Origin of the sequence: Paenibacillus chibensis (assembly GCF_004001045.1) — a bacterium.
GTDB lineage: Bacteria > Bacillota > Bacilli > Paenibacillales > Paenibacillaceae > Paenibacillus_AQ > Paenibacillus_AQ chibensis.
This window is the reverse complement of sequence record NZ_BIMK01000001.1, coordinates 163,327-176,703: the sequence shown is the minus strand read 5'-3', so window position 1 is coordinate 176,703 and position 13,377 is coordinate 163,327. Positions and strand designations below refer to the sequence as shown.

12 protein-coding genes and 1 pseudogene are annotated in these 13,377 nt (G+C 51.7%); 8 read left to right on the top strand and 5 right to left on the bottom strand.

What is annotated here, in order from left to right; translation table 11 throughout:
- Positions 1 to 134: 134 nt before the first annotated feature.
- The 4 genes from PCH05_RS00860 (at position 135) to PCH05_RS00845 (ending at position 5,311) form a co-directional block, all read left to right on the top strand.
- Positions 135 to 1,526: a carbohydrate ABC transporter substrate-binding protein gene (locus tag PCH05_RS00860; RefSeq protein WP_127599696.1), complete on the top strand. Its 1,392-nt coding sequence runs from the start codon at positions 135 to 137 to the stop codon at positions 1,524 to 1,526.
- 118 nt (positions 1,527 to 1,644) lie between these two features.
- Positions 1,645 to 2,529 carry a carbohydrate ABC transporter permease gene (locus PCH05_RS00855; protein ID WP_127599694.1) on the top strand — a complete coding sequence of 295 codons (885 nt, stop codon included), beginning with the start codon at positions 1,645 to 1,647 and terminating at the stop codon, positions 2,527 to 2,529.
- Position 2,530: 1 nt separating this feature from the next.
- A complete protein-coding gene (locus tag PCH05_RS00850; RefSeq protein WP_127599692.1) occupies positions 2,531 to 3,421 on the top strand; it encodes a carbohydrate ABC transporter permease in 891 nt (296 codons plus the stop codon).
- Between the two features lie 132 nt (positions 3,422 to 3,553).
- Complete coding sequence (locus PCH05_RS00845) at positions 3,554 to 5,311, top strand: glycoside hydrolase family 35 protein (protein ID WP_127599690.1); 1,758 nt, start codon at positions 3,554 to 3,556, stop codon at positions 5,309 to 5,311.
- Positions 5,312 to 5,386: 75 nt separating this feature from the next.
- Here PCH05_RS00845 and PCH05_RS00840 read toward each other — a convergent pair whose 3' ends face one another.
- The 5 genes and pseudogenes from PCH05_RS00840 to PCH05_RS00820 form a co-directional block, all read right to left on the bottom strand.
- Positions 5,387 to 6,055 (bottom strand): hypothetical protein, encoded by a 669-nt coding sequence (locus tag PCH05_RS00840; protein WP_127599688.1) that lies wholly within the window; start codon positions 6,053 to 6,055, stop codon positions 5,387 to 5,389.
- A gap of 114 nt (positions 6,056 to 6,169) precedes the next feature.
- The gene (locus tag PCH05_RS00835) at positions 6,170 to 7,066 is read right to left on the bottom strand and encodes a cation diffusion facilitator family transporter (RefSeq protein ID WP_127599686.1); all 897 of its coding nucleotides are present in this window, start codon (positions 7,064 to 7,066) and stop codon (positions 6,170 to 6,172) included.
- A 308-nt stretch (positions 7,067 to 7,374) separates the two neighbouring features.
- Positions 7,375 to 8,559, bottom strand: a complete 1,185-nt coding sequence (locus tag PCH05_RS00830; protein ID WP_127599684.1) for a hypothetical protein — start codon at positions 8,557 to 8,559, stop codon at positions 7,375 to 7,377.
- A gap of 142 nt (positions 8,560 to 8,701) precedes the next feature.
- Positions 8,702 to 9,349, bottom strand: coding sequence for a metal-dependent hydrolase (locus PCH05_RS00825; protein WP_127599682.1), 648 nt, complete (start codon positions 9,347 to 9,349; stop codon positions 8,702 to 8,704).
- 151 nt (positions 9,350 to 9,500) lie between these two features.
- Positions 9,501 to 9,725 (bottom strand): annotated as a pseudogene (locus PCH05_RS00820) (helix-turn-helix domain-containing protein); the annotation flags it as partial.
- Positions 9,726 to 10,032: 307 nt separating this feature from the next.
- Here PCH05_RS00820 and PCH05_RS00815 point away from each other — a divergent pair.
- From PCH05_RS00815 to galU, 4 genes are all read left to right on the top strand, one after another.
- Complete coding sequence (locus PCH05_RS00815; RefSeq protein WP_127599679.1) at positions 10,033 to 10,764, top strand: tyrosine-protein phosphatase; 732 nt, start codon at positions 10,033 to 10,035, stop codon at positions 10,762 to 10,764.
- 51 nt (positions 10,765 to 10,815) lie between these two features.
- Positions 10,816 to 11,562, top strand: coding sequence for a YveK family protein (locus tag PCH05_RS00810; RefSeq protein ID WP_127599677.1), 747 nt, complete (start codon positions 10,816 to 10,818; stop codon positions 11,560 to 11,562).
- Between the two features lie 13 nt (positions 11,563 to 11,575).
- Complete coding sequence (locus PCH05_RS00805; RefSeq protein WP_371860498.1) at positions 11,576 to 12,232, top strand: CpsD/CapB family tyrosine-protein kinase; 657 nt, start codon at positions 11,576 to 11,578, stop codon at positions 12,230 to 12,232.
- A gap of 241 nt (positions 12,233 to 12,473) precedes the next feature.
- Entirely contained in the window at positions 12,474 to 13,373 is a 900-nt protein-coding gene (gene galU, locus PCH05_RS00800) for a UTP--glucose-1-phosphate uridylyltransferase GalU (protein ID WP_127599673.1), read from the top strand.
- Positions 13,374 to 13,377 lie beyond the last annotated feature (4 nt).

Below are 13,377 nucleotides of genomic sequence, written 5' to 3'. Positions count from 1 at the left end.
CATAAAATCGTCCATTTCTATTGTAAACGCTTACTGAAAATGCTTAAAATCGTCCATGACATTCACAGGGATTCTCCATTTGGCAGGGCTTTCAGCGGGGGTATAATGACAACAAATATAAAGGAGGTCATGTAATGAAGTGGAATAAGATTTTATCCGCTGTAAGCGTTTGCGCTTTGTCGGCATCCCTGCTCGCGGGTTGCGGCAGCAGCACTTCGGATACGGGAACCAAAGATGCTGCCGGAACGAGCGAGGGCGGATCCAAAAAGGTGGAGAACGGTGAGCTGAACATCGCGGTATTCCAAGGAGGATACGGACGGGAGTATTGGGATCAGGTGTCGGAAGAGTTCATGAAGGATCATCCCGGCACGAAAATCAATATTACGGCCAGCCCCAAAATCGCTGAGCTGGTTCGCCCCAAAATCGTAGCGGGCAACCCGCCGGATTTGATGTACATCGCCGGCGGAGACAACCTGCCGATTCTGGACGGATTGATCAAAGATAACGCGCTGACGGATCTCAGCGATATTTTCAATACGGATGACGGCAGCGGCGCATTGAAGGACAAAATGCTTCCGGGCGTGCTTGAATCCCGCTCAATGGCTCCATACGGCGATGGCAAAATCTATCTGGCGCCTTTTAACTTCGGCGTCCTGGGGCTTTGGTATAACAAAACGCTGTTCGATGGAAAGAGCATTCAAATGCCGAAAACATGGGATGAGCTGTTCGCGATGAATGCCACGGCCAAGGATAACGGCCGAGCGCTCTTTACCTATCAGGGGCTGTATCCCGGCTACCTGGACGAAGTCATCATTCCTTCCATTTATGACCTTGGCGGGCAAAAAGCGCTGGACCAATTCTTCGATTACGACCCTGAGTTCTGGAAGAGCGACGTATTCAAGCAGGTATGGGGCAATATCCTGAAATTTGCTACCGAGGACAACGGACTGATGAAAGGCACGGTCGCCTTGAATCACACCCAGGCACAGACCGCATTCATGCAGGGCAAAGCGATGTTCATTCCGAACGGAACATGGTTCGAGGATGAAATGAAGGATGCGCCGCGCGAGGACGGCTTCCAGTTCGGCTTCCTGGGCATTCCGTCGTTCCAGTCCGGCAGCAGCGTCAAGGCGATGAGCCAGATCGAGCAGATCGTCATTCCGGCGAAAGCGAAAAATCCGGAGCTGGCGGCCGAATTCCTGAAATACATCTACACCGACAAAAGCATCAAGCTGAACGCGGAAAAATCCAAAGCGGTGATGGCCGTTAAAGACGCGGCGGATTTGGCGAAGCCTTATATCTCGGAAACGACGTATAACGTATACAAGGCCGTGGACAACGGCATGGAGCTCGTCAACGGAACCTTCAAGACGGTAGCCAAAGGCAGCCGGTACAGTCCGAAGGATGAGGTCTACAAAACGATCTCCTCCTTGATGAACAAGCAAATGACTTTGGAGCAATACAGCGACAAGATGTACAAAATGTACACCGAGGTCAGCAAGGAACTGAAGGACTCGGCGGAGTAATTCTCCCCTTCATCATCATGGAAGCTTACATTCAGACATAAGAGGCTGGCGGCACCGGACCGGTTCATACCGGCCGGGGCTGGTACGGCCCAGAACCCAAGTGAAGGAAGTGGAGAGAATGACTTTAAAAGCACGGCGGCGCTTTTTCATGGCCGCCTGTCTTATTCCCGGCCTGGTCATGTTCATCTTGTTCAAGCTGTATCCGGCTATGCAGGTATTCTACAAATCCTTTTTCCTCTGGACGGGAATCGGGGATAAGCCCAAATTTATCGGCATCAAAAATTTCGTGGACATGTTTCATGACGACGTGTTTCTGCTGTCGCTCCGGAATACGGGATTTCTGATCATCATCGTTCCGATCTTCACCCTTTTGATCGCTCTTGTCAACGCGTCGATTCTGACGCGGACCAAGCTGAAGGAAAAAGGGCTCTACCGTACGCTGTTCTTTTTCCCGAGCATCCTGTCTTTTGTCGTCATTGCGATTCTGTGGTCATTTATTTACCATCCCACGATCGGATTCCTCAACTCCGGCATGGAAATGCTCGGACTCGGGGATTATGCGATGGCTTGGCTCGGCGATTCCCGGACCGTGCTGTGGGCGCTGGCCGTGACGCTGATCTGGCAGGCAGCCGGTTACTACATGGTCATTTACATGGCGGGAATCGACAGCATTTCGCCGGATCTGTACGAGGCGGCCAGCATCGACGGGGCGACTCCGTTCAAGCAGTTCATTCACATTACGATCCCGATGCTGTGGGAGATTATCCGGATCACGATTATATTCAGCATCAACGGGGTGCTGACGATTAGCTTCGTCATCGTTACGATCATGACGGCGGGCGGACCGGATCGCCATTCGGAAGTCGTTATGACGTATTTGTACCAGCAGGCGTTTACGAATTCCAATTTCGGGTACGCGATGGCCATCGGCGTGTTCGTATTCCTGTTCTCCGTGATCCTGTCGCTGATCAGCAACAAACTTACGGAAAGGGGATCGAACTGATATGGCACAACCTCAGACTACAGCGGCCGTTCCTTCCCGCAAAGCACAGCCGTCCGTGAAACCGCTCATTATTATCCGGAACTGGCTGCTCCGCATCCTGCTTATCATCCAGGCGCTGGTGGTTGTCTATCCGCTGCTGTGGAACGTACTGGCTTCCTTCAAAACGAACGCGGAGGTGATGGAAAGTCCGTGGAGCCTCCCGAAATCGCTTCAATGGGACAACTACGTCCGGGCATTCACGTCCGCTAAAATCGGCGATTACATGCTGAACTCTGTTATCGTTGTCGTGCTGTCGATGGCAATGCTGATTTTGATGGCCGTGCCGACGGCGTACGTGCTCGGACGGATGCGTTTCCGGGGACAAAAGCTGATCTCCAACGTGTATATGGCGGGTTTGTTCATCGGAGCGGTCTACATCATCGTGCCGCTGTTTATTCTGATGAACGATCTGCATATGCTTGATAACCGTTTTTGGCTAAGCGCCGTGTATGCGACGGGAACGTTGTCCTTCTCGGTTTATCTGTTGACGGGCTTCATGAAGTCCATCCCGCCGGATTTTGAAGAAGCGGCCATGATCGATGGCTGCGGCTACTTTTCAACCCTGTTCCGGATCATCATGCCGATGGTCCGTCCGGGCATCATCACCATGGTCGTGTTCAGCTTCTTAGATTTCTGGAACGAATACGTGCTTGCCATGACGCTCGTGACCAGCGATGCGAAAAAGACCATTCCGATCGGTCTCAGCAATCTGATGCAGGTGCAGCAGTTCGCCACCGATTGGGGATCCTTGTTCGCGGGACTCGTCATCGTGCTGATTCCGACGGTCATCATTTACGTGCTGCTGCAGAAGAAATTGACCGAAGGCATGATGCTGGGCGGAGTCAAGGGCTAGGCAGCAACAGACAGGAAATATATTCAAAATATGCTATCCCCTTAGCCCTGATTCTGGTTTATAATTGGCCGGACAGGGCTAATGGCAAGAAAAGGGACAAAGCAGGACATCACAAGGGAGAGATCAAGCGAAATGGCAGAGCTAAAGGTTCAAGGAAACGATTTTGTATATGAAGGGAGTCCCCTGCGCATATTTTCGGGCTCTATCCATTACTTCCGTGTCGTTCCGGAATATTGGCGCGACCGGCTGCTGAAGCTGAAGGCCTGCGGATTCAATACGGTGGAGACGTATGTGGCCTGGAATATTCATGAACCGGAGGAAGGCCATTTCGTATTCGACGGTCTGGGCGATATCGAGGGATTTATCCGGATTGCCGGCGAGCTCGGCCTGCATGTCATCGTGCGCCCGAGCCCTTACATCTGTGCCGAATGGGAGTTCGGCGGGCTGCCGGCGTGGCTGCTCGCGGATTCCTCCATGCAGCTTCGCTGCTTCGACCGTGCCTACCTGGACAAGGTGGACCGGTATTTCGACGAGCTGCTGCCGCGGCTTGCGCCGCTGCAGTGCACGAACGGCGGTCCGATCATCGCCATGCAGATCGAAAACGAATACGGCAGCTACGGAAACGACAAGCAGTATTTGAATTATCTGAAGGAAGGCATGCTCCGCAGAGGCATCGACGTGCTGCTGTTCACTTCGGACGGGCCGGAGGACCATATGCTGCAGGGAGGCATGGTCGACGGCGTGCTCGAAACCGTTAACTTTGGCTCACGGGCCAAGGAAGCTTTTGAGAAGCTGCGGGAATATCAGCCGGAAGGCCCGATCATGTGCATGGAATTTTGGAACGGCTGGTTCGACCACTGGATGGAGGAGCATCAATCCCGTCCGGCGAACGATGTGGCGGAGGCGCTGGAGGAAATGCTCCGCGAAGGGGCTTCGGTAAACTTTTACATGTTCCACGGTGGAACCAACTTTGGCTTCTACAACGGAGCGAATCATATTCAGCGTTATGAGCCGACCGTAACGAGCTATGATTACGACACCCTGCTCAGCGAAGCCGGAGATCCGACGCCAAAGTTTTATGCGGTCCGCGAGGTGCTCTCGCGGTATAGCGAATTGCCGGAGCTGGAGCTGCCCGAACCGATCCTAAAAAAGGCATACGGCGAAGTGGTTATGACGCAGCAAGCGGGATTGTTCGCCAATTTGGATGAACTGTCTCTGCCTGTCCGCCGGGCATGCCCGGAACCGATGGAGAAGATGGGGCAAAGCTACGGTTTTATCCTGTACTCCACACGCATCAGCGGTCCAAGAAAAGGCTTTGAGCTCGTGCTCCAGGATGTTCGTGACCGCGCGCTCGTATTTGCGGACGGCCAATACGTTGGCACGGTGGAACGCTGGAATCCGGCAGGTATTCCGCTCGAAATACCGGCAGAGGGGCTGCAACTGGACGTACTGGTCGAGAATATGGGCCGCGTCAATTACGGACCATTGATGAGGGATCCGAAGGGGATTACCGAAGGCATCCGGCTCGGCAACCAGTTCCTGTATGATTGGACGATCCGCCCGCTGCCGCTGAGCGACTTGTCGGGGCTATCGTTCCTGCCGCTGCATAGCGGGGAGGGGGAGATTCAAGCCGCGGCTCCGGCGTTCTATAGAGGGACGTTCGAAGTAAGCGGTAAAGCGGATACCTTTCTCCGTCTCGACGGCTGGAAGAAAGGCGTCGTGTACGTGAACGGCTTCAACCTCGGCCGCTACTGGGAAGCCGGACCGCAACGGACGCTGTACATTCCGGCGCCGCTCCTCAAGGAAGGAAGCAATGAAATCACCGTCTTTGAGCTTCACGGCATGAATCGTCCCGTCGTCCATTTGGTGGACGCACCGGATCTCGGCTAGAATGCACGCCAATAAAGGGCTGCTCCCCGGGTCAATAATCCTTGACCTCCAGGAGCAGCCCTTTGGCGTCTCTCGTTATTTCGTCGACGTTCCCGGTTCATCTTTGTTGATCGCGATGATCCCGAATTTGTCCTTGGTATCGGGCGATGCCCCAAACCAGATTTCGCCGTTGCCGACCATGACGCCTTGGTCATTCACGAACAGCGTGTTCAGTTTCTGATCCGCCAGCGCCTTCTTGACGGGATCGGTCATGATCTGGTCGTAAGCGGCCAAAAATCCCGTCTTATCCTTATAGCTCCGGCTTGATCCGTTCTCGTTCACCCGCAGGGGATAGAGAACTGCATCCGCGACCTGTTCCTTGTTCCCGTTCGCGACGGCCTTCTGCACTTTTCCGAAGAACTCGTTGAATTTGTCCGGATCATCGATGCCCGCGGTCTTATAAGGATTGCCGCCCGCTGGCGTCTGAGGGTTGTCCGGCGTTTCCGTCTTAGGGACGGTGACCGGACCTGCGGCGTCCTTGTTGCTGCCCCCGCCCGCCGCGTCTTCTTCGGGCTCCGATGCCGTCTTGGAATCGTTGACGCTATTTTCTACCGGCTGGCCGGAACCCGTGTCCGCGGCTTTCGTGGAGGAGATGGCATTTTTGTCTCCGTCGCCGCAAGCGGATAAGGCCATGCTCAGGCTCAGCGCAAGCGCTGCCGACAGTATTTTGACCGGGAATTTTCCCGGACGCGTGTTCGAGTTCATAGAAATTATCCTCTCTTCGCATGATGTATTTTTGCAAGGCTGATCTTAAGTTCGTTGTATATATTAAAAAATAACCCGTCCCACATATCTTAAACATGGGACGGGTGTATGCCGTTACTCTTCTTCTTCGCCGTCTTCATACCACGGGTTCAAATGCACCATCACGTCTCCGACCAGCTTCATGCGCTGCATGATCGTCTTTTTGACCTCGCGGCTGACGTCATGTCCCTGCTTGACCGTGAGCTGATTGGGTACGGATACTTTGACGTCGACGATAATGGCGTTGCCGAGCTCCCGCGCCCGGATGCTGTCCACCCGTTTGACGTTGGGGACGGAATAAATGATGGAGCTGAGCTGGGCAAGCTGTTCGTTCGTCACATTTTTGTCCATCAAAATATCAATGGCTTCCTTGCCCATTTTAAAGCCGAGGCGAATGACGAGATAAGAGACGATAATGCCGGCGGCAGAGTCGCCGTATTCGGTATAAGCGATATGGTAATGGTCTCCGATCAAGGCGATGCCGATGCCGACAAAAGCGGCGGCGGATGCGTACACATCGGCAATATGATCATAGGCGGTAGCGATCAGGCTGCGGCTGTTTTCCGCTCGGCCGATCCGGATGCAGTACATATAGAGGGCCTGCTTCCAGATCAGGGAAACCAAGGCTGCGAGCAGGGCGATCCAGCTGGCATGGGCGGGCGGCTCGAAAAAGGATTCGACCGATTTATATACCATGAGCAGCGCAGCCGCAATCAAAATAAGCGCAACCATGCCGGAGGCGATGGCTTCGGCTTTACCGTGTCCGTACGGATGATCTTCATCCGCGGGCTTCCTGGAGACCAGCGCGGAAGTGAGTGCGGCAATGGTAGCCACCACATCGCCCGCATTATGGATGCCGTCCGCCACGAGAACTTTACTGTTGAAGACCAGGCCGGTAACTATTTTCAAGATGGTCAGCAGCACATTGCTGATCAGACTGATCCATACAGCAAAAATGGATTTGTTCGCCACGGGTTTAATCTCCCTTTACATGTAGAATGAGCGTACGCAAATAACAAGGCAAGCCATATGTATGTATTGCTGGACGGGGGCCTGATAAGATCGTAAGCTCCCTGTTCTCTATAGAATAACCTATTTCGCTGATCTTTTAACGTGCCTGTTCCCCAAGTACAAAGTATTCAGCATCCAAATAAATTATATACGTCAGTGATATGTACTAAATCAAATAACAAAAAAACTCTCCGATACGCCGCCGCACATTCCTATAGAAAGGAAATGGCGTAAAAAGCGCTGGAGAGCCGTTTGACGTGAAACGGGAGTCACGGTTGTTTCAGGTATCCGATCTTAATCAACGTGGATGTTCCATCCGCTGTACCGATGAGCAGCGCAGAATCCTTTTGCTCCGCGTTCGATAAGGGAAGAATGAGCAGTCCGCTGTTGAAGGTTGCCCGGTTGATGGCTTTATCCCAGACTGTGATGCCGTCATCACCCAGCTTCCAAACATATTGCTTGGAAACCATGCCGTGCCAATCCTGATTGACCGTTCCGGTGGCGATATATCCGCCTTCAGGGGCAGGCTGAATATCGTTGATCATGCTCCGGTCCAAGGAGGGATCCGGTTGCTGCATCCACTTCAGCGATCCGTCCTTCCGCACGCTCATCACATAGCCAGTCGTCAAATAACGATAGCCACCATCCGGATTCGGGTGGTTATAAAAGCCGGCCAGAGCGAGATCCCCATCGCTTCCTTCAGTTAGACCGGTGATCCATAAATTTTGGCTATCCTCGGATGGATCAATCCGCTGCTGCCAGACGGGCTGCAGATTTGATTTCCATTTTGCGACGAAAATCTGCTCCTTGTCCCCTTCGGAGAACGATTCAGCAGAAAGGGCGAATCCGCCGTCCGATAGTGGCGTTAACGTATCCACGTTATCAAACAGGACGCCGGGAACTTCCAATTCGTTTATAACTTTGCCGCTGGCAGAGAAATGGATCAGCTTTAACTTGCTTGCATTCGGCGTTTCACTAGGCGCTGTCACTGCTGCAATGCAGCTTGCATCCTGCAGCTGAACAGCAGAACGGATCATTCCGGGTGTATCGGTGGAAGGGGATTCATAATTCCACTCGGCTTTTCCTGTCGGCCCGATCTTCATCACGACATTTCCGCCGGCAAGCAGAAAACCTTGATCTTGCGTCCGTTGAAAGGAAGTTATCGTTTCAAGATTTTGCTTGGAAAACGTGGAAACCGGCTTGATCTGACCATAAGCACCGATCGCTGTTACACGGACCAGTCCGTCTTGAATCGCGGCAAACGTCAGCTGATGATCCTCATGCTCAAATACGGCTCCATCCGGCAGTTGTAAGTCTGAATACGAGAGCATTTCAGGCGGCTGTAAGGATTCCGCTTGAACGGGGAGCGAGAGCGGGAACAAGGCGATCGCTGACACGGCGGCCAGCAGCAGCTTTCTGGATGTTGCTATGCTTGATTTCTTCCAATTGCGCATTTCAGATCACTCGCTTCAAGTCAGTTTTTGCCCGGGCTCATTCTATTATGTGCCTCGGCAAAACCGGCTTCAAGCGCAATTAGTCTTGACTTGACCGGGCGGATCATCGAACCATCGGACCGGTAGATTGGAACTAGGTCCTTTAAGCGAGCGGCAGTTTAAAAGACTTCTTGAAGAGGGGATACAGCCACTTCACGCCGCTGGGCGTGAGGGTATCGGCAAGCAGGTGGGACATGTATCCTAGTGCCGCCACGAGCATAATGCCTTCCAGCTGCAGCTGATGCTGAAGCCCCGAGCCGATGGCGGTCCATAAGCCCAGCGCCCAGATCGTATGCGTCATGCCGCGGTGCTTTAACCACGGGGCGACGGCAATGAACAGGCCGAAGCCTTCGAGCCACATCCATAAATGGGACCAGCCGGTGTACAGCAGCAGACAGCCGATCAGGCTGACGAGAATATTGCGCATCAGGCCGTCTTTGATAATCAGGCCGAGCAAAAACAGGCTCAGCGCGGCGAGCGAATATTCGAGGACAAAAAATCTCTCCGCGACGTACAGCCAGGCGAGAATGACGATCAGCAGCAGACCGGACCAATACAGCATTTCCCGCAGCCATTTGGAAAATTGGCCGATCCGGGAGCTCAGCATGCTGGGTCCATCCAAATCGGGGCTGAGCGCAGACAGCGCGGAAACCGCAATATAGAGCGCGGCATGTTTCAGTGTGAACGGATAATGGGCGGCAGCGGCCGCTCCGATGGCTACACCGATAGCCAAATGTGTAGAACCTTTCATTCTTCCTCCTCTGACTGACATAAGATGATGTTGATGCAAACATATGTTTGCTGTCCTATTATACATGCAGATGCCTTACTTATGCAAAGCTCATCCAAAAATGATTCCTTCGAGTATGTACGCTCTGCGGCTAAGATTCTGAAAATTTCGGATCCGGGTCTGCAGCAGCCCGGGGCATGTCTCTCCTTCCCAGCAAATAATCGATAGAGACTTGAAACAGATCCGCCAATCGGTTCAGAGTGTCATAATCCGGCTTCCTTCGGTTTTTTTCATAATGAGACAACGCGGCTCTGCTGATTCCGATCGAAGCGGATAATTCCTCCTGCGTCCAGCCTTTCTGCTCCCGAAGCTCCGCAATCCGGTGACCATACTCCATTCGTTCCCACCCTCCGTATACGATTCCAAGTCCTAGTTAAATAACTCTTGACATGATACAAAATGTATCGTAAATTAACAGTGTCGTCAATAGTTTAATTGTTTTTTGAAACCATTTTCCTAAAAAATCAGGTTCTACACCCCCTTGAATAACAGGGATGTTTGCCTAATGGCGCAAGGAATGGCCTTGATAAGGATGCTCGCGGGGACTCTTCAAATTTCATTGGTAATCAACAAAAAATGCTGTCGAAAAAAATGATACATATTGTTACATTTTGTATTTCAGAAAAAGAACAGGTGTTGATGAGATGATTGATACCCATTGCCACATCATACCGGGGGTGGATGACGGACCGAGCACATATGAGGGAGCGCTACGCATGGCGGCAGCGGCTGTGAAGGAGGGAATACATACCATCCTTGCCACGCCGCATCATGCCACCAAGAGATATACCAACACGGCGCGGAAAATTCAGCGGCGGGTTACGGCTCTGAACGCAAAGCTAAACAAAAACAAAATTCGCTTACAGATCTATCCCGGACAGGAATACCGGCTCTCTGAAAACTACCGGTCTGAACATAGGGCCGGGCGACTACTGACACTGGCTGGAAGCTCCTACTTGCTTGTCGAACTGCCTTCACGTGGAATACCGAAGTATTTTCATGAATTTCTGTCTTATATGAAGCAGCAGGGGGTACATGCCGTAATCGCGCACCCGGAACGGAACCTTGGCATCATGGGCAATCCGGATCAGGTGCTGGATTGGATCGAAGAGCATGGCGTCCGACTGCAGGTTACAACCCAGTCGCTCATCGGTTTCTTTGGCGAGGAGGTGCAGAAGACGGCTTCCTATTTATGCAGGAAACGCTGGATTCACTTCATTGGAAGTGATGCGCATAACACGGTCAGAAGAAGCTTTTACACAAAGGAAGGATATGACGCACTTGAGAGGCTGTGCGGGCCAGCCTATTTGCAGGCGCTGCAGCATCACGCAGCCCAAATCATTGTCGGGGGTAAAATAGGCAATCTGCATACCTAGTTACGGGGAAATAAGCCGCCCGGGTTCAAATGAAGAGTTGGGGGAGTCCTAATGGAACTGAAGTTAATGATCCAAATGCTGAAAAAAAGGCTGTGGTTGATTATCGCTTTTGTGGTGGTTTGTACCGCAGGGGCAGGGCTGTACAGCAAATATATGATGACGCCGGTGTACCAGGCCGAAAGCACATTGATTGTGAATAAGATGAATTCGGACCAAGGGGCACGCGGTTTAGATTTGAATGAGATCAATTCCAATATTATGTTGATCAATTCCTACAAAGTGATTATTACGTCGGCATCCATTATGGACAAGGTAGTGCAGCAGCATCCCGAGCTAAAGGCCACATCCCAGGAGCTGATTGACCGGCTGCAGGTCATTACCGTTCAAAATTCACAGGTGATAACTCTGAAAATGAGGGACTCGTCATACGACCGCGCCATGAGTATTGTGAACGCCGTTTCGAAGGTGTTTAAAGAAGAAATACCTCAGATAATGAAGGTCGATAACATTTCCATCCTGGATACCGCCAAGCCGCAAAAGAATCCTACTGTAGTTAGCCCGAGACTTAAAGTGAATATGGCTGTTGCTTTTGCAGTTTCATTTCTGATTGTTGTCGGTATTGTGCTTTTACTCGAATACCTTGATGATACGGTGAAAAATGAATACGACGTTGAACGGTACCTGGAGATGACCACGCTTGGCGCAATTCGAAAAATGAAGAAAAGTGATCTACGGACGCGCTCCTCGGCCGGAACCAAAAAACAGGCAGGTGAAAATTATGCGCCGCTCAGCCAGTAAGAGCAAACTGATTATGAACACCAACCGCAGATCCAATATCTCCGAAGGATATCGCAACCTCCGTACAAACATTCAGTTTTCAGGTTGGAATCATAAGCTGCAGGTTCTGTCCGTCACCTCTACCCAGGCAGGGGAAGGCAAGACAACCACGATCAGCAATTTGGCAGTCGCCTACGCGCACGAAGGGAAAAAGGTGCTTCTGATCGACGGCGATTTGCGGCATCCTTCCCTGCAAAGTATGTTCAATGTATCCAACCGCTTAGGCTTATCCAACATTTTGGCGAATCAGTGCACCTATGGCGAAATATTGCACCAGACGGAGATCGAGAACTTGTTTCTCGTCACGGCGGGTCCCGTGCCTCCGAATCCGACGGAGCTTCTGTCTTCAGAAAAGCTAAAGGAAATCATCGATTTTTGGAAAGAAGAATACGACATGATCTTGATAGACACGTCTCCGGTTATGGCAGTTGCGGATGGATTGATCGTGGCTTCTATTAGCGATGGAGTGATTTTGGTAGTGTATGCGGGTAAGGTGAAACGGGATTATATCAGAAAAACGAAGGAAAAGCTGGAGCTCGCTAAAGCCAACATTCTCGGCGTCGTTCTGAACAATAAAAAATACAGCAAGTCGGAAGCGCATCAATACTACTATTACGGACTTCCCGAATAGTTGTTCATCTCGGCTGTGCAGCCGAAGGTTATGTCTACTGCACCTTTATCACGGTAGGCACTCGATCATGCTGTGGGTATGAAAATACCTTAGACGTCAATCGTCGAGAGTGTGATGTGAGGCCGGGTTAGATGCCCGATTCATACTTCGCTTGAAGTATGAGCTATGTGATAGCTGGACATGGAGCTCATACTTTAATCCATTTCTAGAATAGAATGCAGAACCAAAGGGGGAATAGGCTGTGAACAAAGTCCGAAAAGCGATTATTCCGGCAGCGGGTCTTGGGACTCGATTTCTGCCGGCAACCAAAGCGATGCCTAAGGAAATGCTGCCGATCGTCGACAAGCCGACCATTCAGTACATCGTGGAAGAGGCGATTGCTGCAGGAATTGAGGATATTATCATCGTGACGGGAAAAGGCAAACGCTCCATAGAGGATCATTTCGATCATTCGTTAGAACTTGAGCTTAACTTGCTGCAGAAGGGCAAGCTGGAGGTCCTTGAGTCGGTTCGGCGCTCTTCAGCGGTCGAAATTCACTACATCCGCCAGAAAGAAGCCAAGGGTCTCGGGCATGCGATATGGTGTGCGCGGAATTTTATCGGCAATGAGCCGTTTGCCGTGCTGCTAGGTGACGACATTGTAAGGTCGGAGGTACCTTGCATTGGACAGCTTGTTGCCCAATATGAAACTTACGGGATCTCTGTGATTGGAGTCGGGCCTGTTCCAAACGATCAGACTCATCGTTACGGTGTCATCGATCCGTTACATACCCTTGACCATGCAGGTTCGGCCTTTGAGCTCCGCAGAGTCGTGGAGAAGCCAAGCCCGGGCGAAGCGCCCTCCAACCTGGCCATCATCGGTCGCTATGTGCTAACGCCAGAAATATTCGGATATTTGGAACGTCTTGAGGCCGGATATGGCGGGGAAATCCAGCTGACAGACGCCATTCAGCAGCTTATCGAGAAAAAGGGCTGCATCGGTTATGCATTTGATGGAGAACGATTTGATGTCGGCGAAAAGCTCGGCTACATTTTGACCACCATTGATTTTGCTATGCATCAGGAAGAATTGAGACTTCCCCTCCTCGCAGCGATGGACCGTATTTTGCAGACGGAAAAACAAGGGAAGGCATTATATTGAGAAA

What these genes read in the sequence shown, in the direction of transcription:
- PCH05_RS00855 (WP_127599694.1), top strand. Translation starts at nt 1,645, where the DNA reads ATGACTTTAAAAGCACGGCGGCGCTTTTTCATGGCCGCCTGTCTTATT.
- PCH05_RS00810 (WP_127599677.1), top strand. Translation starts at nt 10,816, where the DNA reads ATGGAACTGAAGTTAATGATCCAAATGCTGAAAAAAAGGCTGTGGTTG.
- PCH05_RS00840 (WP_127599688.1), bottom strand. Translation starts at nt 6,055, where the DNA reads ATGAACTCGAACACGCGTCCGGGAAAATTCCCGGTCAAAATACTGTCG.
- PCH05_RS00830 (WP_127599684.1), bottom strand. Translation starts at nt 8,559, where the DNA reads ATGCGCAATTGGAAGAAATCAAGCATAGCAACATCCAGAAAGCTGCTG.
- PCH05_RS00845 (WP_127599690.1), top strand. Translation starts at nt 3,554, where the DNA reads ATGGCAGAGCTAAAGGTTCAAGGAAACGATTTTGTATATGAAGGGAGT.
- PCH05_RS00860 (WP_127599696.1), top strand. Translation starts at nt 135, where the DNA reads ATGAAGTGGAATAAGATTTTATCCGCTGTAAGCGTTTGCGCTTTGTCG.
- PCH05_RS00805 (WP_371860498.1), top strand. Translation starts at nt 11,576, where the DNA reads ATGAACACCAACCGCAGATCCAATATCTCCGAAGGATATCGCAACCTC.
- PCH05_RS00815 (WP_127599679.1), top strand. Translation starts at nt 10,033, where the DNA reads ATGATTGATACCCATTGCCACATCATACCGGGGGTGGATGACGGACCG.
- PCH05_RS00850 (WP_127599692.1), top strand. Translation starts at nt 2,531, where the DNA reads ATGGCACAACCTCAGACTACAGCGGCCGTTCCTTCCCGCAAAGCACAG.
- PCH05_RS00825 (WP_127599682.1), bottom strand. Translation starts at nt 9,349, where the DNA reads ATGAAAGGTTCTACACATTTGGCTATCGGTGTAGCCATCGGAGCGGCC.